The sequence below is a fragment of the Mycoplasma sp. 1573 genome (assembly GCF_053851775.1).
The window spans coordinates 180113-201449 of the sequence record NZ_JBSQBG010000001.1 but is presented as its reverse complement, the minus strand read 5'-3'; the positions used below and the strand labels follow the sequence as shown (position 1 = coordinate 201449).

Annotated in this window: 21 protein-coding genes and 1 other RNA gene; 5 read left to right on the top strand and 17 right to left on the bottom strand. The window is 31.4% G+C overall.

Annotated features, from left to right (window positions below; all coding sequences use genetic code 4):
* Positions 1-9: 9 nt before the first annotated feature.
* The 5 genes from ACWXVT_RS00805 to ACWXVT_RS00785 all read right to left on the bottom strand — a co-directional run bounded on the left by ACWXVT_RS00805 (position 10) and on the right by ACWXVT_RS00785 (position 5853).
* Positions 10-990 carry a S66 family peptidase gene (locus ACWXVT_RS00805; protein WP_455967682.1) on the bottom strand — a complete coding sequence of 327 codons (981 nt, stop codon included), beginning with the start codon at positions 988-990 and terminating at the stop codon, positions 10-12.
* The gene (locus ACWXVT_RS00800; RefSeq protein WP_455967681.1) at positions 983-2584 is read right to left on the bottom strand and encodes a PhnE/PtxC family ABC transporter permease; all 1602 of its coding nucleotides are present in this window, start codon (positions 2582-2584) and stop codon (positions 983-985) included. The genes ACWXVT_RS00805 and ACWXVT_RS00800 overlap by 8 nt, the downstream gene beginning before the upstream one ends.
* A 179-nt stretch (positions 2585-2763) precedes the next feature.
* Positions 2764-3525 (bottom strand): phosphonate ABC transporter ATP-binding protein, encoded by a 762-nt coding sequence (locus ACWXVT_RS00795; RefSeq protein ID WP_455967680.1) that lies wholly within the window; start codon positions 3523-3525, stop codon positions 2764-2766.
* Positions 3518-4774: an ABC transporter thiamine pyrophosphate-binding lipoprotein p37/Cypl gene (gene cypl, locus ACWXVT_RS00790; protein ID WP_455967679.1), complete on the bottom strand. Its 1257-nt coding sequence runs from the start codon at positions 4772-4774 to the stop codon at positions 3518-3520. The genes ACWXVT_RS00795 and cypl overlap by 8 nt, the downstream gene beginning before the upstream one ends.
* Before the next feature lie 278 nt (positions 4775-5052).
* Positions 5053-5853, bottom strand: a complete 801-nt coding sequence (locus tag ACWXVT_RS00785; protein ID WP_438341457.1) for an alpha/beta fold hydrolase — start codon at positions 5851-5853, stop codon at positions 5053-5055.
* A 45-nt stretch (positions 5854-5898) separates the two neighbouring features.
* Here ACWXVT_RS00785 and gpmI point away from each other — a divergent pair, with 45 nt between their 5' ends.
* Complete coding sequence (gene gpmI / locus ACWXVT_RS00780; RefSeq protein WP_438341458.1) at positions 5899-7434, top strand: 2,3-bisphosphoglycerate-independent phosphoglycerate mutase; 1536 nt, start codon at positions 5899-5901, stop codon at positions 7432-7434.
* A gap of 475 nt (positions 7435-7909) precedes the next feature.
* Positions 7910-8137 (top strand): hypothetical protein, encoded by a 228-nt coding sequence (locus ACWXVT_RS00775; protein WP_455967678.1) that lies wholly within the window; start codon positions 7910-7912, stop codon positions 8135-8137.
* Between the two features lie 167 nt (positions 8138-8304).
* Here ACWXVT_RS00775 and ACWXVT_RS00770 read toward each other — a convergent pair whose 3' ends face one another.
* From ACWXVT_RS00770 to ACWXVT_RS00725, 10 genes are all read right to left on the bottom strand, one after another.
* Positions 8305-8961, bottom strand: coding sequence for a hypothetical protein (locus ACWXVT_RS00770; protein WP_438341460.1), 657 nt, complete (start codon positions 8959-8961; stop codon positions 8305-8307).
* A gap of 9 nt (positions 8962-8970) precedes the next feature.
* An RNA gene (gene ffs / locus ACWXVT_RS00765) (signal recognition particle sRNA small type) lies at positions 8971-9067 on the bottom strand.
* A gap of 131 nt (positions 9068-9198) precedes the next feature.
* Positions 9199-9633 carry a 23S rRNA (pseudouridine(1915)-N(3))-methyltransferase RlmH gene (locus ACWXVT_RS00760; protein WP_438341461.1) on the bottom strand — a complete coding sequence of 145 codons (435 nt, stop codon included), beginning with the start codon at positions 9631-9633 and terminating at the stop codon, positions 9199-9201.
* Entirely contained in the window at positions 9623-11455 is a 1833-nt protein-coding gene (gene mnmG, locus ACWXVT_RS00755; RefSeq protein WP_455967677.1) for a tRNA uridine-5-carboxymethylaminomethyl(34) synthesis enzyme MnmG, read from the bottom strand. Before mnmG ends, ACWXVT_RS00760 begins: the two co-directional genes overlap by 11 nt.
* Complete coding sequence (gene rbfA / locus ACWXVT_RS00750; protein ID WP_438341463.1) at positions 11448-11786, bottom strand: 30S ribosome-binding factor RbfA; 339 nt, start codon at positions 11784-11786, stop codon at positions 11448-11450. The genes mnmG and rbfA overlap by 8 nt, the downstream gene beginning before the upstream one ends.
* Positions 11779-13587, bottom strand: a complete 1809-nt coding sequence (gene infB, locus ACWXVT_RS00745) for a translation initiation factor IF-2 (RefSeq protein WP_438341464.1) — start codon at positions 13585-13587, stop codon at positions 11779-11781. Before infB ends, rbfA begins: the two co-directional genes overlap by 8 nt.
* Positions 13554-13844 (bottom strand): YlxR family protein, encoded by a 291-nt coding sequence (locus tag ACWXVT_RS00740; protein ID WP_455967676.1) that lies wholly within the window; start codon positions 13842-13844, stop codon positions 13554-13556. The genes infB and ACWXVT_RS00740 overlap by 34 nt, the downstream gene beginning before the upstream one ends.
* Positions 13845-13846: 2 nt before the next feature.
* Positions 13847-15418, bottom strand: a complete 1572-nt coding sequence (gene nusA / locus ACWXVT_RS00735; RefSeq protein WP_455967675.1) for a transcription termination factor NusA — start codon at positions 15416-15418, stop codon at positions 13847-13849.
* 8 nt (positions 15419-15426) lie between these two features.
* Positions 15427-15852, bottom strand: a complete 426-nt coding sequence (locus ACWXVT_RS00730) for a hypothetical protein (RefSeq protein WP_438341467.1) — start codon at positions 15850-15852, stop codon at positions 15427-15429.
* 90 nt (positions 15853-15942) lie between these two features.
* Positions 15943-16695, bottom strand: a complete 753-nt coding sequence (locus ACWXVT_RS00725; protein WP_438341468.1) for a PQ-loop domain-containing transporter — start codon at positions 16693-16695, stop codon at positions 15943-15945.
* 85 nt (positions 16696-16780) lie between these two features.
* Here ACWXVT_RS00725 and ACWXVT_RS00720 point away from each other — a divergent pair, with 85 nt between their 5' ends.
* On the top strand, positions 16781-17242 hold the full coding sequence (locus ACWXVT_RS00720) for an NUDIX domain-containing protein (RefSeq protein WP_438341469.1): 462 nt from the start codon (positions 16781-16783) through the stop codon (positions 17240-17242).
* On the opposite strand, the gene ACWXVT_RS00715 is transcribed toward ACWXVT_RS00720, so the two are convergent.
* Complete coding sequence (locus tag ACWXVT_RS00715) at positions 17239-18603, bottom strand: Sapep family Mn(2+)-dependent dipeptidase (protein WP_438341470.1); 1365 nt, start codon at positions 18601-18603, stop codon at positions 17239-17241. The two genes, ACWXVT_RS00720 and ACWXVT_RS00715, sit on opposite strands and share 4 nt — an antisense overlap.
* A 61-nt stretch (positions 18604-18664) precedes the next feature.
* Between ACWXVT_RS00715 and ACWXVT_RS00710 the strand changes: the two genes are divergently transcribed.
* On the top strand, positions 18665-19435 hold the full coding sequence (locus ACWXVT_RS00710; protein WP_455967674.1) for a TatD family hydrolase: 771 nt from the start codon (positions 18665-18667) through the stop codon (positions 19433-19435).
* Positions 19425-20204 (top strand): 16S rRNA (adenine(1518)-N(6)/adenine(1519)-N(6))-dimethyltransferase RsmA, encoded by a 780-nt coding sequence (rsmA, locus tag ACWXVT_RS00705; protein WP_438341472.1) that lies wholly within the window; start codon positions 19425-19427, stop codon positions 20202-20204. Before ACWXVT_RS00710 ends, rsmA begins: the two co-directional genes overlap by 11 nt.
* 30 nt (positions 20205-20234) lie before the next feature.
* Here the strand turns inward: rsmA and ACWXVT_RS00700 are convergent, their stop codons facing one another.
* Entirely contained in the window at positions 20235-21266 is a 1032-nt protein-coding gene (locus tag ACWXVT_RS00700) for an endonuclease (protein WP_455967673.1), read from the bottom strand.
* Between the last annotated feature and the right edge of the window lie 71 nt (positions 21267-21337).

Sequence of the window (21337 nt, the reverse complement as noted above, 5' to 3'; positions counted from 1 at the left end):
GTGATAATTCTATCTTTCGACAATTAGAAAATCTTCTTTACTTGTATCAAGTTTAGCTTCTAAACCAACAGGTAAAATACTTAGTGGCATTGTGTGTCCAAAATCTAAATTGGCAATAACAGGAATGTTTTTCAACACATCAATGTTGTCGATAATTTCTTTGATTTCCTCAAGACTCAGTTTTGAACCGTTTTGCATTCTTCCGATCATTAAAGCTTTAACGTTTTTAAATCATTTTGATTGTGTTAATGATACTAGCATTCTTTCAAATTCATCATAAGAATATGCCGAAACTGATTCAGTGAAGAAAATCATATCATCATTTAAGTCAGGTCAGTATTCCGTGTCTCTTATTAAGGCAATGGTTGATAAGTTACCACCAAATAATTTTCCCTGTGCTATTCCTGGATTAATAACAAATCTTTTCGTGTTTTGTTCAAAAACTCTGTTCTCTTGATCTAAAAATCACATATCGTCACTTCATTTGTCTGACTCTTTCATTTTGAATGGCTCGTCAGTTTCTAAAAACATTTCTTTAAATTGTTGTTTAATGAACTCTGAATTTTGAATCATTGCAAAACTACTAAAATGAGGACCGTAGAAGTTAATGTTTTGAGTTTTAGCATAAATTGACACAATTAAGGCAGTAATGTCACTGAATCCACACAAAGGTTTTGGATTATTTTTTATCAAACTTCAGTCCAAGTAAGGCAGTAATTGATTAGAATTGAACCCACCTATAACTGTTAAAATCAATTTAACATTTTTGTCTTGATAGGCTTCGTGAATGTCATTAACTCTACTTTCTATAGATGATGAAAAACGTCTTCCGTTTTCATAAACATTTTTACCAAAAGTTACTTTGAAGCCCATTTCTTCTAGTACTTTTATAGCAAGGTCAGTGTTAGGTTTACCTATTAAATTAAGATTTCTTGAAGGGGCAATTACTCTGATTTCGTCGCCTTTATTTAAATTTCAGTACTTATTCATGTTTACCTCTCTTCAATTTTATTATTTTTACAAAAGAGTGGCTTTTTTTAGTGAACATAATTTTTAATTTTTGTCAGTAGCTTATGTCATAGCTAATAGTGTTAATTCTTCAAATTATAATTTCACTCAAAATATTGATTGCAAAAATGGCTGCCGTTGCTATTCACATAATTGCTGCCGCTTTAGATAAATGAGTTCCTCTTTCATTTAATAGATTAGAAATCTTGTAACCCATTATCATATTCTGACCAACTATTGCACTGTATGTAATAATATTTCTAAAGGCGTTTTCAAAGTAGAATAAGCTTAAACTAACTAAATCTTTTTTGACACTAGGCAAGACATATCTGAAATAAATTTTTGATTTTGACCAGCCTTGCATTTTTAAATTAGCAATAATCTCCTCATCGACATTGTCAATCATTTCCGCAAATTGTTTAGTGAATGAGCCCATCGAACATATTCCTAAAATGAAAATGATAAGTGTTGTTGCATCGTTGATAATAGGTTTAAAAATAAAGAAAATAATGATTTCTGGAATGAGTCTTAGTGATGCAATGAAAAACTTTGAGCAATAAACTGAGCCTGATTTCGAAAGTCTTGTTGTTGCAAAAGGTGCTAGTGCAAAAGAAAGAACGAGTGTTATTGTCAATGTCATCACTGCTAACATTAAGCTCTGTACTAACATCCCAAAATTACTTTCAAAAAAGTTTGGCTCTAAAACGTTTTCGAAAATATTTCAGTCAGGAGTAAAAATGTTTTTTAAAAAGTTAGAAAGTGTTGCTGAAGCAGTCATTTTCTGTAAGTTGATTGTAGCAAAAGATCATACAGCAATAGCTATACTGAAAATAAAAATCAGTGTTTTTATCAGTAATCTTCAGTCTCATTGCTTTGCTAATTGATTGTAATTGCGTGTTTTAATGTCTCTGGATTTAACTTCAAAAACATGTTTTTTAAGTACTAAATTAATTACCTCTAATGCAATAACTACTAACAGCAGGATGCCTAATGGGATACCTAACTGACTCATGTTTTGCGTTAATTCGGTGCTGTGATAAATCAATTGACCAATCCCAGGAGCACCTAAAGCCGCAAGCAGTGATGCTCAACGCATGTTAGATTCAAAACTATATAAATAAAGAGACATGAACCTGTTAAATAATCTTGGCATAACTTCACTACAGTATGCTTTACTGTGGCTTTTTCCTTGTCGGCGAGCAATGTAATAAGGGGTTTTATCTAAGTTATCAATAGCTTCAATAAAATATTTGTGTAATCACAGCCAGCTAAATCATAAAAATATTAATATCAAGGCTAATTTGCTATAAAAAGAAAGATTGAAAAGAGTTATAAAAACAATTTCTGGAATACTTCTTAAAAATAAAACAAAGTAGCGAGCAAAGAATGAGACATATTTGTTGTTGTAATTTTTAGAACTTAACGAAGCAGAAATGATTGCTGCAACAAAACCTATGAATGTTCCGGCGAGTGCATATTGTAGGGTTGTTCCTAAATATTTAAAAGTTAACTTGACCAAATTTTGGTCAAAACCATTTAAGTCGGAAACATTTGAAAAGGTGAAAATTTTCTTCACATTTTCTCGGAATACAGAAAAACTATTGTAATTTAATGAGTAATTATTGAGTGAAAAAAGAAAGATAATAAATGCAAGAGCAATAAAAATGGCAATGTGGATTCAAAGCGGACGAATTTTTTTTGTGGTTTTGGCTTTTGGTGATTCTACATAGTAAAAAAATAATCGATAGACAAATTTTAAGTAGTTTTGTTTACTAGTTGTTTCATTTCGCTTAGACTGATGTTGGTTGTTGAGTCTCATAGAACTAGTTTTCCTTTTTGTAAAACAATAAGTTTAGTGAAATATTTTTTTACCATACTCAAATCATGAATATTCACCAGAATTGTAGTTTTATTTTTTTGATTGATTTCTTTTAGCATTGTTAAGACTTCATTAGATGTAGCATTATCCAAACTAGATGTTGGTTCATCAGCAAGAATTAATTTTGCATGTTGAATTAAAAGTTTTGCAATTTCAACTCTTTGTTGTTGCCCACCACTTAGATCACTAACACGATAGAATGCTTTATCAAGAATATCTAATTTATCTAAAGTTGAAAATATTTCAACCTTTTGCTTTCTTGATAATAAACTAAAAAAAGCCATGAAGGGATTTTTAAAATCCACAGCTGACTTTTTTACATTATTAAAAACGGTGTCTGTGTTTATCAAGTTTGCTTTCTGTGTCAAAAAACCAATACTTTTAATGAAGCTTTTTAGTTGTTTTTTAGAGAAAGAATTAAATGAGTTGCCGTTGATGAAAATGTCTCCTTCAGTAATTTGTACTGCTTTGACAAATGCTTTGAATAGAGTACTTTTACCAACACCAGAGTGACCGATTATTGCTATCATTTCGCCTTCATCGATACTGAAGTTTAAGTTTTGCAATATTGTTTGATTAGTATTTTGATACTTTAAGCTAACATTCTGGAACTCGATAAACTTGTTGTTTTTACTCATAACTTTTTACAGATGGCATGTCAGTGATTGTCTTAGTTGGATCGCTGGCTGCTAAATAAATATCAAATAATTTTTTATACAAGTCTAAATTCTTTGGATTCATGAAGTAGTTGTATCCTGTGAAGACTCCTAGTGTATTTTCTTCACCTTTGATTGAAGAAAGTGCTTTAGCAATTAGTTTTGCTTGTACTGGATTCAAGTTCTTTCTTCCTAAAATGATGTCATATGGAGCTGCCTCAGTCAATGTTAAAACACGAATTTTAGCATTAGCATCACTTGGTTTAAATTTAGAACCATCTGATTTTGTTCAGTTGAATGAACCTTCATCATCAAAAGCAATATTAAATCCATTTTTACCTAGTAAATCACTTGCATCACCTTGTTTAACTTTGTTGTTTTCTTTCAGTGTCAGAATTGTTTTGTTTACTTCTTCTGTAGTTTTACCAAAGTGTTTTGCAAGCAAGGCTACTTGGAATCTATATTTTCCAGCACTTTTTGTTTTTCCGACTACCAGACCATAACTCATAAATTTGTTAAAGTCTTTTGTGTCTCAAGCATCTTTAATTGCTTTTAATTGGGCATCATCTCCACTCATTAAGATTGCACCACGGTAGTAGAAAGTGAAGTCAGTTTTTGATTTGTCGTAGAAAATGTTGTAAACTGAACCATTTCACTTGTACTTAGGATTATTAGCATCTCAAGTGTAATATTCACCTAGATCACTATTAGCTAATTGAATTTGGTTTTCGTTTTCAGCTTGAATTCTTAGTGGGTCAGATTCAGAACCATCAGTATATCTTGCAGTATTATCACCAATTGTTCATGAGAATTTTCATGTTGCTGTTTGCCCCACCACAGGCAAGGTGTTTGTGTCAATATTGCTTTTATCTGATAGTGAATCTGCAAATTTAGCATAAGAAGCAACAAAAATGTCAGCATTTGCCTTGTTTGCTTTCAAGTCATCAATCCCCACTTCACCTTGAGAAACTTTGAATTTCACGTCTGGAAACTGTTTTGTTTCCTCATCAGCATTTTTTAACTTGTTAAATTCTTCTGTCAATTTTGAAACATAAGTTTTTTCTGCTTCTGTTCCTTGCCATCCGTCGTTGATTCAACTGACATTGATAGTAATGTCTTTGTCTCATTTGTCAATTTCAGTGTTGTCACACGCAGCTGAAACGGCACTAATTCCAGCTATTGAAGCAGCTAAAGGTAGTAGAGAAAAAATGGCCTTTTTGAATTTTGTCATTTTGCATTCCTTTAAAAATATTGATAAAAAAATTTACCTTTTCTCAAACAAGTTTTGCTAACAAGGAAATAAAAAACTCCCGTTGATAACAGGAGTGCAATACTTGTATAAAATTGAGAAACGAGCTACGCAGGTATTATCCTGATCAGCTATAGGTATAATCTCAGCCCTTTCGAGCACCCTTGTTTACTTAAATTATAATAAAAAGAAAATCTTTTTTGATTATATTGTTTGTAGCTAGAACAAAAGAAGGTAATTCTGTGTCTTTTTTCCAGTCTTTAGTGCTCTTTTGTCATTTTTACTATTTGCTCATAGATTTCTTGTCCTGAGTCTAAAAAGGCCGCGTGACCTGCACCTTTTAGAATTGTTAGTTCTTTATTTTGTTGGTAAGCAACTAAAGAAATTTCATATATGTTAGTAAAGTAATCTTTATCACCACTTACTATTTTGTAATTATCAACGCCAGCAAAAAGATTGAAATAGTTATTATATGTATAGTCTAGATTTAACATTTGGTTTTCTATCATTCATCCAAATTTTTTGTAGCGAGTTTGATCTTTATCAACCACACTAGTAGCATACATATTTGCACTTCTTTTCATTTGTTCCTGATATTTGTGACTCAGTAATAGATAGGATTCTATTGCATCTTCTGTTGTTTTAGGGATTAAAAATTTCAATCCGAACTCTTTTCTTGCTTTGGTTAGAACATAATGTGCTGGAGCAACTAATAATCCATATTTAGCATGTGTGTGTTTTAAACAATATAACGTACTCAAACAACCTAGCGAGTGTCCAACAATGTATAGTTCTTTGTCTGTTAAAACTTCTTTTATAAATGTCTTGGCTACTTCGAAATAGTGTTCTAAAGTCAAAGGCCGAGTGTTTCAACTACTTTTACCACATCCAGGCATATCTAAAGCAACAATATTGAAATCACGATTAGGAATTCTTTCAATTGAACGCATGATATTCAATGAATCGCCAAATCCGTGAATAAAAAGAACATAAGGTTTTGTGTCATCAATTTCAATGAAATAATTTATTTCTTCGTTACAAATATTGATTGTTTTATTCATAAAAATTCCTTTACTTACAATGTTTTAATTATTATAATTTTTTATATGGAAAACAATAAAAAAATCATTTTAACAATAATTGATGGACTAGGAATAAGAAAGGAAAAGCAAGGTAACGCTTTTGCTTTAGCTAAGCATCCTACTTTTGATAAATTACTAAGTGAGTATCCTAATTCGATCTTGCAAGCATCAGGAAAATTTGTTGGTTTGCCGGAAGGGCAAATTGGTAATAGTGAAGTAGGACATTTAAATATCGGTGCCGGGCGTATTGTCTACACAGGACTTTCTTTAATTAATAATCAAATAGAAACAGGAGAATTTAAAAATAATTCAGTCTTTTTGGATGTCATTGAATCAGTCAAAAAGACACAAAAAACACTGCATTTGATTGGTATGTTGAGTAATGGTGGAGTTCACTCACTTGACACACATTTGTTTGAATTAATGAAACTAGTACACCAAAAAGGTTTAAAAAACGTGTCTATTCATATTTTTGGAGATGGTCGTGACACAAAACCTCAGTCAATAAAAAATTCACTTGACACGCTAATAAAATTAAGTAATCAATTTGGTTATCCAATAAGTTCAATTAGTGGCCGTTTTTATGCAATGGATCGTGACAAAATGTTTGATCGCAACCAAAAGGCTTTTGATGCTTTAGTGGGTGAATGCAGTAATGCTTATGATGATGTAAATAGCTATATTCAGCAACAATATAGTAAAAATATTTATGATGAATTTTTTATTCCTGCACAAAACAGAAATGGAAAGTTCATACGTGATTCAGATTCAATAATTTTCTTTAACTTTAGACCAGATAGAGCAAGACAATTAACACATATGTTTATTGGTTCAGATCTTTACAATTACATTCCAAAGAATGCAGTAAAAATTGACAATTTTGTATCGATGATGAAATACGAAGGTTTGAATACTCAAATTGCATTTGAAGAAATGATAGTAAATTCTCCTTTAGGTGAAGTTTTAGCTAAGAACAAAATACAACAATTAAGACTAGCAGAAACTCAAAAATATGCACACGTTACTTTCTTTTTTGATGGTGGAAAAGACGTTGAATACCCACTAGAACAAAGAATTTTGGTTCCTTCATTAAAAGTGGAATCTTATGCTAATGCCCCACAAATGTCAGCTAAAGAAATCACAGATCGATTGTTGGAAAATGTAGAAAATACTGATTTTGTGGTTATGAATTATGCCAATCCTGATATGGTAGGACACACAGGGAACTTACAATCCACAATCAAAGCAATAGAAATTTTAGATACTCAATTTGCTAGAATTTTGGATTACGTTGAAAACAATAAAAATATCACTTGATTTATAACTGCAGATCACGGAAATGCTGAACTAACTGAAGACGAAAACAATAAACCAGCTACAAAGCACACTACTTTTCCTGTCATGTTTGTTACAAGTGACAAAAATATAAATCTTGGTAATGGATCACTATGCGATGTTGCTCCAACAATATTAAATTATTTAAATATAAAAGTTCCGATTGAGATGATTGGTAGAAATCTTATCAATTGCGAAAAGGAAGAAAAAAATAATGAATTATAATCTTATAACACTTTATGCTTTGGGTTGCATACTCATAATTCAAGGAATAAATTTTTATAAGCTACCAACCTGAAGAATGTTAGATTTATCAAAACGAAAAAGTTTTTGAGTTAGCAAACAAATAGCAAAAGCAAGCCTTATGAAGTTTTTATTGTTTACTTTTCTACTTTTGATCTTAGAAATTCCTTTGGTTTATTGAACTATTAAATTCTTTAATTCTGAAGAAAGCGAAATCTTAACAAATACTTTATTGATAATCTATATTTTGCTGTTTCCTTTATTCTGGTTTATTCTCTTGTTTATTTTTTTAAGAATGAACAGACTTATAAATAGAAATCACGTAATATCAAAAATAAATATCAATAATGTTAGAGATTTGAATGAAAAAATTTTAAACAAAGAAAATCCTAGTCTACCTTTTCTATTTAGAACAAATTGATCATGAGGAAAAAAACAAAAGACAATACAGCTAACAATGAATAATTTGCATTTTTCGATTCACTCACAACAAACAAAAGCCAAATTGTCAATTAGAACTTTCGACTTTTTTGTTTTAGTTTTCTATCAGCTAAATTATTATGAATGAAAAAGCGAGATAACAGCCCAGGAAAAACTAGAATTCCTTCTTTCTGTTTGTTATTCAAAATTAGAGGATGAGCAAAAAAACAAATTCTTAGAAATCTGTAATTTGTATTTCAAGTAAAATTCAGATCAAAAAGCATTTAGAAATCAATTGTGTCTAAATGCTTTTTTATTAACCAAATGGGGTTACGTAAATCTTTTTTATACAAGTTATTATTAAACTTACACTGCAAAAAAAAAAAAAAAAATCAGACACTTGCATAAGCGACGGTGTCTAATTTAATAAAATTATTTGACTGTTTTTTGAGCTATTTTTATAAAGTGCTGTGTGTAAAGTTTCAATCTCGCCTTATATGTTTGAACGTTAGGATTTGTTTGTCAAATTTCATTTGCTGAAACAATTTCTTTTTCAAAAACTTGGTCTAAAAATTTAGTAAAAATTTCTTTATTGTCTTCAGTTTGATTTTCTATTTCTTGACGATCTCTTTGCGCTAATTCGACATTTATACACATGTAATATGGTCTAATCTCAAATTGTTTCGATTGAACGTCTTGTTCATAAAACACTATGCATCCACTTGGTTCATTTTCAGCCAATGAGTTTAAAAATGATCTCATTAACTCTACAACTAATTGCGAACCTATGTAGTTGTTTTCTTCTTTTTTAAAGTCTCAGTCATTGTCGGGATAAATAGTTTTATCAAAAATTTCACTGCCACTTACAAAGAAAAATGAAGGATCAATGTAAAAATTGGTAAAGTTTTCTTTATCGTACTGACTAGCATTAGGCACAAATTCTTCAAGAGTTGTTCACTCAGGTTTTTTGTCAAATGCGTCTTTTCGATACAACTGAGTTCACACTGCGATCTCCGGGTTTTTATAAAGCAATACAAAATGATGTGGTTTATTAAATAATGGAATTAAGGCTTTGTTTATAAAAAACATATTGCTCCTTTTAAATAAAAAACCACAAGACACAACACTTCTCGATATGGCTGCTATGTTTCCATCCTGACCAGGTTACAAGGTTATCATTCTCATGGCTTCATAATTATACCACAACCAACATACAAACTGTTTCACATGGACTTTTGTCACTATTTTTAATGTTATACTCTACCGGTAAAAAAGTACTCAAAATGAGTATTATTTGAGTCGGAAAATAAAAAAAGTATCACGCGATTATTTGTGATACTTAATGTTGTTTGTTATAGCAAAAGAACGATAAATTTGTTCAATTGCCATTACTCTAAAAAGTTGATGTGGAAAGGTCATAGGAGAAAAGTTTATTTTCTTGTCAAAATAGCTCTCATCCACTCCATTCGAGCCACCTATTATGTAGGTTATATTATCTTTCGATGTTACTATTTTTGCAAACTCCTCAGAACTATATTGTTTGCCTTGTAAACTAAAGTAATATATCTCACTATTCTTGGGAATTTTTGCCAAGATTGCTTCAGTCTCTTTTTTAATTTTCAATTCAATATTATCTTCTTTAACTTCTTTTATTTCAATCAAGTTAACAGTTGTAAAAAATTTTAACTTTTTTAAATAAGAGTCGTAAAGATTTTGAAAATCTCCAGTTAAAGAACCTACACAAATCAAATTAAGCTTCATTTTTCTTTCTCTTTTGGTCCATGTGGAACATTAACATTTGAATATCTGCTGGATTAATTCCACTTATTCTTGATGCTTGACCAATGGTTGTTGGTCTTACCCTTGATAATTTTTCTTTTGCTTCGTATGCCAAGTTTTCAACTTTAAAATAATCTATATCTTCAGGTATTTTTAATTCTTCTAGACGTTTCATTTTTGCTGCTTGAGTTTGTTGTTTTTCAATATATCCAAACAAACGCACATTGACAGTTAATTCGTTGATATAAGGGAAATTTCCAACAACATCATAAGGATCAACTTCTGGACGTGCCAATAGTTTTAAATAGCTAAGTCCATGTTCAACATTGTATTTTTTACCTAGTTCTGAAGTTGAACCTACAAACGTATTTTTAAGTTCTTGAATTTTATTCTCGATAAGCTGATATTTATTAACTATTTCTTTATATCTTTGTTCTGAAATCATTGAGTTTTCATAAGCGTATTTTGATAACCTTTGATCAACATTATCATTTCTTAGTAACAAGCGATACTCAGCACGAGAAGTTAACATACGGTAAGGTTCAGCTGTCCCCTTTGTGACCAAGTCATCAATAAGTACTCCAATGTATGAATCTGAACGATCCAGATATAAAGGTTCACGATTTTGAATGTAGTTAGCAGCATTTATTCCAGCTATTAGACCTTGCGCAGCTGCTTCTTCATAACCGCTAGTTCCATTAGGTTGGCCAGCACTAAAAAATCCTTGTATTAGTTTAGTCTCAAGATTTCTTTTTAGATCTAAAGGGTTAATTGCATCATATTCAATGGCATACCCATATTTTTGCACTCTAGCATCTTTTAGACCAGGTATTGTTCTAATCATTCTATCTTGTACATCAACTGGCATAGATGTTGAAAGTCCATTAATATACATAATGTCACCGCGATTAGTTTCGGGTTCGAAAAAGATGTGGTGTCCAATTTTTTCCGGAAAACGAACAATCTTATCTTCAAATGAAGGACAATATCTTGGTCCCGTTCCAACAATAAGTCCTGAATACATACTTGATTTGTCTAAATTTTCCAAAACGATTTTTTTTGTTTCCTCAGTAGTATGTGTCAGCCAACAAGATGTTTGCTTGTTTAACTTGATTCCACTTCTTGTTGAAAAACTTAATTCATTTTCTTCTAATTGTTCTTCTTCCACTTGACTAAAATCAATCGAATCTGTGTAAATACGACAAGGAGTTCCAGTTTTTAATCTTTGAATTCTGAAACCATATTTTGCTAAATTTTGACTCAAGTTAACATCAGTTCTTTGTCCGTCAGGACCTGATTGTTTAACATCATCTCCTTGCAAGATTCGACTATTCATGTAAACACCAGTAGTCATAACAGCAGCGTTTGCATAAAGAGCACCATGTTCTTGAGTTATTACACCTTTTAAAACACCATTGTCAACTACTAAGTCAGTTACTAAATCTTCAAACAAGGTTATATTAGGTTGATTTTGAATATCTTCTAAAATGATTTGGCAGTATTTATCTTTGTCAATTTGTGCCCGTAAGCTTCATACAGCAGGACCTTTTGATGTGTTAAGCATTTTGATTTGTATCATTGCCATATCAGCAAAATACCCTTGCATTCCTCCAAGGGCATCGATTTCTCTTGTTATTATTCCTTTTGCTGAACCACCAATTGAAGGATTACAAGGCATCATTGCCAATTTTGTTCTATCTAAAGAAATTAAAGCAACTTTTAGATTGCGTTTTGCCAACGCATAAGTTGCTTCAATTCCTGCATGACCGCCACCAATAACGATGGCATCAAACTTGTTATTCATTTTCTTTTTTGATTTCTGCCAAAATCTTTTCGATTCTTTGTGCTTTAGGTTCCACTGTATCTAAAGAAAAAATTAACTGTGGAACTTTGTAATATTTTCAACTTTGAGCTACGACACTTCTTATAAAAGGTGTCATTGCTTGCAATTTTTCATAGTATCTTTCTTTGTCTTTGAACAAAGTCACATACACTTTTGCATGTTGATCATCATTAGATAATACCACATCATTGATTGCAACATTTGTCACATCAAAGTCTTTAAGTTCTAGTAGAGCATTACTTACCAATTGAGTTAGCAATGACTCTTTTCTTTCGTGTTGTATTTTATTCATCTTCAACTAATACGTCCTCGTAAAATTTTAATGTATCATCTACTTTAATCATATCAAAATCTTTGATATGGGTACCGAATTCAAACCCATTATCAACGGTTTTTGCATCATTTTTTTCTTTTTTCAGTGAGTCAATTACACCTTTATAAACAACTTTATTATTTCTAATTACTTCGACTTTGGAATTTGCTTTTACTTGCCCTGATAACACTTTACATCCTGCTATGTTTCCAACTTTTGAGTAGTAGAAAATTTGTAAAATAATTGCTTCAGCAATTTGTTTTTCTTCATAGACAGGTTCTTTTAACCCTTTTAGTTTTGCTTCCAATTCATCAACAATCTTGTAAATAACATTATGTAATTTAACTTCTACACCTTTTTGATCTGCAAGAGATTTAACGCTTTCATTAATCGACACATTGAAACCATAAATAATTCCGTTACATGTTGAAGCAAGTGTTACGTCAGCTTTTGTTACATCCCCATTTGATGCTTGGATAATGTTTAAAGTTGCTTCATCATTTCCCAGTTTTGAAAGAGCGCTTTTAATTGCTTCAGCCACCCCTTGAACGTCAGTTTTAATAATTACGTTAACGATTTTTTTGTCACCATCAGCAACAACAACATTTTTTTCGCTTAATTCTTTTTGCTTATCTAAAAAAGCTTTTTCTTCAGCTAGTTTTTTAGCATATTTTTCGTCGCTCAGTCCAACAAATTTGTCCCCAGCTGAAGGGTTTTTGTTTAGTCCAGTAATAACACAAGGCATACCAGGGGTTGCTTTTTGAATTTCATTTCCTTCGCTGTCTGTCATTGAACGAATTTTTCCATATTGTGAACCAGCAACAATAAAATCACGAGTTAACAATGTACCATTTTCAACGATAACTGTTGCAACCACTCCCTTACCTTTATCTAAACGCGATTCAACTATTGTTCCAATTGCTTCACGGTCGAAATCAGCTTTTAATTCCAACATTTCGCTTAAAACAAAAATAGCATCAAACAATTCGTTAATTCCTTTACCCTGAAGAGCAGAACCATACACAAATTGAACATCTCCTCCTCATTCTTCAGAAACAACATCATTTTCAGAAAGTTGTGCTTTAACTTTTTCACCATCAGCATTTGGCTTATCCATCTTGTTAACAAAAACAATCATTGGAACTCCAGCAGCTTTTGAGTGTGCTATCGCTTCTTTTGTCTGTGGTTTTACCCCATCGTCTGCAGCAACAACTAAAACTACAATGTCTGTAACTTTAGCACCCCTTGAACGCATCTCAGTAAATGCTTCATGTCCTGGTGTGTCAAGGAAAGTGATTTTTGAATTGTTGTGTGTTACTTGGTATGCTCCAGTGTGTTGAGTAATTCCCCCAAATTCAGTTGAGATAACATTTGAGTTTCTAATTTTGTCAATCAGTGTGGTTTTCCCATGGTCAACGTGCCCCATTATTGTAACAACCGGTGGGCGTTGTGTAAGTTTAGCCCCTTCATGACTAATAACCAATGAGTCAACAACATTTTGGGCGTTAACATTTTCACTTTTGACAAAGTCATAGTCAAATTCTAAACATAGTTCAGCAATTTCTTCTTCAGTTAATGATGTGTTCAGCGTTTTAGCAATACCCTTTTTGAAAAAGTGCATAATAACATCATTTGGTTTGATTGATATTGACTGACTAAAGTCCGAAATAGTCATTGGTCCAGTAAAGTAAAAAACACCATCTTGCAACTTTATTTCAGCGTTTTTTAAATGACTTTTTACGTCTTCTAAATTTGATTTTCTTTTTGTTTTGCAAGCCATATTTTCACCTCTTCTTCTAGTTGTTTATAAATTTCTTGTTGAATGTTCATTCTAAAGGCGCGATTTAGGTATTTACGACTAAACATTGTATTAATAGTTTGTTCGTCGTTTAAACAATATCCTCCTCGACCTCCTAATTTATGTTCAGGATCAAAATGAAACGTATTATCTTTAAATTTGGCAAATCTTAACATTGAGTTTGCACTATATACTTTATTGTCAACGCAATTTTTGCGTAAAACTGTGTCTTTTTTCAATGTTAATCTCAGTCCTCGTCGTCTCAGTTAATGTTTTCAAGACCACTAGCTAAATCTTTGTCAACTTTAAAGTCTTTCATTTTGGTTTTGGTAATTTTTTCATAATCTTCAGAAGGTTGTTGTTTTTGTTTTGAGTAAACATCACTATCTTCTTTTTCATCTAGCACCATTGATTCTTCTTCATTTTGCATTTCATCTAGATAGTTTTTAATCATGTCGTCGCTAATGAAATCTGTGTTAGCATTCATTTCCATCAATGCTTTCTCAAAGTCATCATTTTGGTAGCTGTCCATTTCTGAGTGGAATTGAGCAATTTCAGACTCTCACATTTTGTCAATGTTGAAGTTTTCGAATTTTCTTTGTGATTTCTTTTGAACAGAAGCTTTAGTAGGAACACTAACTTTCAATCTGTGTCCTCTTTCAAGTTGTTCAACTTCTTCTTGTGTAATGTTCCCGTTTCACTCAAAATGAATTCCATTTTCAATAGCTATACTCTGTGAAATAACATTGATTTTTGACTTAGTTAATTCAACAGCCAAAATAACATTGTTTCCTTTTCTTCCGATTGCAAGGGTGTGTTGGCGATCTGGAACAATTACATCAAAAGCTTGCATTGTTTCAGTATCAAGTGATTCATTTCTAACAACATCAATAACTCTTGCTGGTGTCAAAGAATTAATGATGTATTTTTTAATGTCAGAACTTCAAGCAACGATTTCGACTTTTTCACCATTAAGTTTTGATTCAATACTTTGAACTCTATTTCCATCTGGTCCAATCATTGTTCCTACCGGATCAATGCTTGCATCTTGACCTTCGGCCACACGCACTGAAATTTTCGATCTAATTCCGTATGTTCTAGCAATGTCCACGATTTCAACAATTCCTTGTGATAGTTCAGGAATTTCTTCACGTAGAATTTTTTCTAGGATTGCTCTTTCAGAACCAGAGATGATTACTTGTGCGTTCTTAGACTCTTCTAAAACATCAATAATTACAACATCCATAATAGTTCCTACTGGAACGTTGTGAATGTAATTTCCTGATTTAGGCATGAACGCTTCAGTCCCATCTTCCAAAACAAATAAGTAAGATTTGGATGTCTTGGTTTCCAATCTTGCTTTGATAATTTCACCAATTTTTGGGAAGTATTTACGATATACTGCTTGTTTTTCTCATTCACGAATGCTTTGTAAAAATAGTGAACGAATTTGAGTATAAGTTTTTCCTGAAAAACGATCAAAGTCAACTTCTTGACTCATAATATCATCAACTTGTGCATTCGGATTGATTAAACGAGCTTCAGACAGTGGAATTTCACAACTTGGTTCATAACCTTCTTCATCTTCACTCAAGTGACTTTTATCAACATTTGGAACAACGTATTTTGTGTGGTTGATTAACTTAAATTCTTTATTTTTTTGGTCGAAAATAAATTCAAGTTCTGCATCTGCATCAAAATTCTTTTCAAAAATCTTGGTAATACAGTCTTTTACCATTTCTTGAATTTCAGATTCAGGAATGTTTTTAATATTTGACAAATCCGATAATTTTGTATAAAAATTGTTTGACATAAGGTCTCCTATTTTTTAATATCTATAAACTTTTCAATGTTTGTAATGTTAGTTTTATCGATAAGAATTTTTTGCATTCTTCCTTTGTTATTTTTAATTGCTAATAATTGCATTTCTTTAATTTCAACTAATTTTACGACTATTTTATACTCATTAAGGTATGGCTTTGACAATGACAAAACTATTTTTTGGTCAACGTATTTTTCTAGGTCATCTTTTGTAATAGTTAAATTATTTCCGCTTGAAAAAATATCTAAAACAAAAGATTCTGAGTCAAAAGCATCAACAAAAGTATTGATTTGTGCACTTATTTCTTGAACCTGCTCAAAATCTGACACATTCAGCTCAATGTTTAGCACTTTTTGGCCCTCACGATTTTCTCAATATACTTTACTTACTACATTAACAAATTCTTGTTTTAATTTTTCTATCATTACCGCTCCTTAAAAGTGTAAAAAGGCCTGCCATTGCTGGCAGCCCTTTAAAAAATATTTTCAAAATTAGGCTTTATTATTATAACAAATTTAATTATGACTTTTTGCCAAAGGTTTCTTTCATCTGTCTATTAACATGAAAATCATTTGAATTCCATAAATTACTAGTGATGCTGATTGTCACACTGTAGCTATAACAATAGGTAAAATTGACTTGTTTTCAACTTGTAAAATGTGTATTTTTGAAGCTCAGAAAATGATTCAAAAAACGTTATTGAAAACAAAAAGCATGATCATATAAATACTTACACCACCAAAATCTCTATTTTTGAAGCTAAGAATAAGTTGTGGCATGAAAGCAAAGGTTGTAAACACTGGTACGATGGCACCTAGAATTGTTGAAACTGCTGTGTTTTTGATTGTAACATCAATTTTGTTAATTCTTTCATCGTTTAGAACACACAAGATAGTTATTGCAATTGAGGCTAAAACAAAAACTCCTAGAATTGTTGAAACATTAAACAACTTTGCTTTTGAATGTTTTTTCGACCCACTATGGTCGTATTGATAATAATATAAATAAAAAACTGTGAATGAATAAATAATGATTGAAATTAAGTTTGCTACAGCAGTCTGTAAAAGTGATCCTGGTAAAAATGTACCAAGAACTACTCAAGCAAATAAACCGAAATAAAAGATTCAAAATGAAACAAAACTAACATTTCCGGTTCTTTTCTCTTTTAAAAGTTTGATTAATTGGGGAACTCCTAATAAGACTGTAACAACTGCTGCAAATCAACCAAATACTTCACCGGCATTTATTAAGTGTTGATTTGTTGTCATACATAAAATTTTAACTTATTTTGGTTAAAAAACAACTTATTGAGTGTATATTTTAAAATAACAATATGAACTCAAAGGACAGAAAATGAAGATAGAAAAAAGTGCTGGTACATTGTGTGTTTTCTTGGCTAAAAAACCTAAGATTCTACTAGTCAAAAACAAAAATAAGGCCTGAGGATTTCCAAAAGGACATCTAGAAGGTAGTGAAAAAGCTTATCAAGCAGCAACAAGAGAAACTAAAGAAGAGGCAAATATTGATGCTAAATTAATAGAAAAATTTGCGATCAGCCAATACAACCTTCAACCAGATATTATGAAATTTGTGTACTGATTTGTAGCTACCAGCAACAGCAATAAAGCAAAAAGAAATCCAACTGAATCTTTGGCTGCTAAGTTTGTTTCTTTTAAAAAAGCCAAAAAAATGTTGACACACGAAACAGATAGAAAACATCTTCAAAATTTTGTTTCTTTGTTTGAAAATCAACGAATTGAATGAAATAAAAAAAGCGATATTGAATCGCTTCTTTGGGATTGAGAGACAAATTAGTCTTTTTGCAATCTAATCAAGGCATTAATGTAAATCTCTAAATCTTGTTTCATTTCGTCATATGTGAAGACTTCGTTTGGTGCATGCATTAGCTCCATTTTAGTAGTAGCACCAAAAGCAACACAATTTTCAAATGTTCTTGCATAAGTGCCGCCACCAATCGCTATTGGTTCTGCACCTTTATCATCTGTTAAGTCGCGATAAGTTTGAATTAGTGTTTGAATTAATCAAGAATCTTTAGGAATATATTTTGCATTTTTAGATCCGACCATTTTAAATTCACATTGATAATTATTTTTGTCTAAAAATTCAAGCAAGTCTTTTTGCACTTGATCAGCTTTGATAGTAGCGGGTACACGCATGTCAAAACCGATTGAAACATGGCCATTGGAAGTTCTTAAAAAAGCAGGATTTGATGTCAAAAGCCCGCTGTCATCTCGATAATTTTGAAAAATGTTCGACATTGAAAAATCACTATTTTGGAAGTTGTTGAACATGAATTTAAAAAAATCATTTTTTAGAGCTTGTGATTCGTTTTTAACTATTGCTTTAACGAATTTTAATATTGCATTGTCGCCCGCATAAGGAGTAGAACCATGTCCTGCCACACCCTTGACAATTAGCTCAGTATCACTTTTTAAAATAACATCCTTTTTGTCGAAATAATTAGCAATTTCTTTTGCTCTATTTGAATGTAGTTTTAAGGCGTCAGGAATTTGGTTGTAAACCTCACCTGCTTCAAGTACAAAATCATCATATTGGCTAAAAATTAAGTCATAATCAAAAATAAGCTTTTCAGCAAAAATAATAGGTCATTCACCATCTGGGGTATAACCTAGATCTGGTGCGCCAAAATCTTGTAAATAAAATTTCATGCTTTCCATTGTTGTTTCTTCACTCAGTCCAAAAATCACTCGTATTGAGTACTTTTTGTTCACCAAGTTATTGTCAAGTAAGTATTTTAGAGTATACAAAGTGATAATTGTTGGCCCTTTGTCATCTAAAGTTCCTCTTCCGAATATTTCATTTTCTTTTATTAGTGGCTTAAAGGCTTCACTTTCTCATTGACTATTGTCACCACTTGGAACAACATCAAGGTGACATAGGATGCCAATTAAAGTTTCACCATTACCAATTTGTGCATAACCATAACGATTTTTACTATCTTTGTGGGTTTGAAAACCAAAAGATTTTGATAAATTTAAAACATAATCTAAAACTTTATCAACTTCTTTACCAAAAGGGTATTGACTAGTTAAATCAGCCACTGAAATCGAAGGGATGGCGCACACGTTTGCAATGTGTTGCACCATTTCTTTGAATTCTTTTTCTGTTTGTTTGTAACGAATTATTTTGTTCATATCTAGACCTTTCTATCTATGTTGTTATAATTTTATTACAATTTGTAATAAAGGAGTTGACATGAAATACTTTGATGTCCATACACACCCATTTTTAGAATATTATGAGGATCCAGAGCAAGTAATTTCTTCGTGATTTAAAGAAAATATGAAATTAATGTTTTTTGTAGGAGTAGATGAACCTAGTTCAAAAGAAGTTGTGAAAATGATAGAAAAATTTGACAATCTTTGAGGCATAATCGGCATTCATCCAAACGAGTCACATGGTGCAATTGATGGTGAAATTATCGAAAAACTTTTAACTAAAAAAATTATTGCAATTGGTGAAATCGGTCTAGATTATCACTATGACAACACTCCATCAAAAGAAATACAATTAGAGTCTTTAAAAAGTCAGGTTGAAGTTGCGAGAAAACACAATTTGGTTGTTATGTTGCACATCCGCGATGCTATGGAAGATGCCATCCAATTTGTGTCCCAAGAGCAATATAAGGATTTAACTTTTGTGTTTCATTCGTACAGTGGAAATGCAGAAGAAACAGAAAGATTATTGAGACTAAACAATGTATATTTTTCAATTTCTGGAGTAGTAACTTTCAAAAATGCCAAGTCACTACAAGAAGCAGTAAAAATGATACCAATAGACAGAATTTTTACTGAAACTGACACACCTTATCTTGCACCAACTCCAATGCGCGGTAAAGATAACATTAGTCCTTACGTTATGTATACAACTAAATTTATAGCTGCTATGAAAAATGTGAGTGAAACCACCTTACTAAAACAAATTGAAGAAAATATAGAGAAAGTTTTTAAAGTACATGCAAGTTAAAGCAAAAAAATCATTAGGGCAAAATTTTTTAATTGATAACAACATAATCCAAAAAATAGTAAATGCTGTTGATCTTAAAGATAAACAAGTCATAGAAATTGGTCCAGGTCAAGGCGCAATTACTGAATTAATTGTAAAAAAGGCAGCAAGGTTGACTGCTTTTGAAATTGACAAGGACATGATAGAAATTCTACAAAACAAAATAAATGATGATAACTTTATTCTCAAACATGAAGATTTTTTAAAAGCTAATCTTGAACAAATAGGAAACAATAATATCTTGGTTGCTAACATCCCTTATTACATAACTTCTGATATTTTGTTTAAAGTTTTCGAGAATGTTGAAAAATTCGAAAAAGCAATTATTATGATGCAAAAAGACGTAGCATTAAGGATCACTGCAAATCCAGGTTCAAGTGAGTATTCAAAACTTAGTGTTTGCTGTCAATATTTATCAAAGGTAACAAAACTTTTTGATGTCTCACCCACTTGTTTTGTTCCTGCACCAAAAGTGTTTTCGAGTGTCGTGGAATTTGATTTCAATAAAATTGACTGAGAAAAGACTGAACCATTTTTCGATTTTGTTAAAAAATCGTTTGCTTTTAGAAGAAAAACACTTCTTAACAACTTAATGATTTATTATGATAAAAACAAAATAATTGCAGCGATAGAGAAAAATAATTACAAATTGACAGTTCGCCCACAAGAAATTAACGTGTCAGATTATGAATCTCTATATCTAGAGTTAACTAAAAAAGAGACTAGCTAAAACATAATAGCTGGCCTCTTTTTTTAGTTTTTAATTAAGTTCTTTAAGTATTCCTTGTACGTCAATTGATACTTTGTCTTTGTTTGCTTCAATAAACAAGTTTGCTAGTGAAGGGTAGTCGATAAATGGATTTCTAATTGCGTTCCCATTAACTTCGTATGTTGTATTATTTCTGTCTACATCAAATTTATCAACTGGATCAGACTTAGATCATTTAACCATTAATTTCAAATAATCTTCAGTAAAGAATGGGTAAACATTGTCTTCTCTAAATACCTTAATTCCATTTTTTTCTTTGTCGACTGTTTTAGTTAATTTACTGTATGAAACCACTGTATATAGGTAAATTCTAGCAATGTCACCTTTAAAAGCATCAATGGGTTCGAAGACTGTGTTACCATTTTTATCTTTTCCTAATTTAGATCCATTTCTAAAAGTTTTGATAACTGTAACAACTTCACCATAAGGATAGTTTGCTCTGTCTTTATTTACTTCAATATCTGTAGGTCAAACCATGTTGAAATCATAGACTAGTGGGGCTTGTCTATTGAATCATAATTGTGGAATTGTGTGCTCACGATTAAATCCTAAACCTTCACTACCGCCAGTACTGTGATCTTTGAAATTTAGTGGGTATTCATAAGGGTCTGAACCTGTTGGGTTTTCTGAATAAATATCTAATAATGTATTATCTTTTTCATAATACTTGTCAACAAAAATCTTTGCAACCTTGTCTCAAGTAACAACTTGGCTTATAGTCTTGTTCGCAGGTAAATTTTTAGTCTTTTCTTCCTGTAAAGTGATTAATGCGTTTAGAAGGCTTTCACCACTTTTATCTTTTAGTGAGTCGTAATAGTCACTTGCAGCATATGTTGGTTTAAGACCTTGAGTTAAAAAAGAATCCATTTCTACTTTTGGAGTAGTTTCGGGATTTTTAACTGGAGTTTTATCAGTCTCTGGATTTTTATTAACACATGAAATTGTAACAGCGGTCACTAAAGCAGTTAGTGAAGTCAATGCTAATGAACTAATAAAAACTTTGAATTTATTTACTTTTTTCATATCATCCTTAAACAAAATTTAGTATGTACCTTTCAAAATAAGGGCACTATTTAATTATATAGAGCAGTATG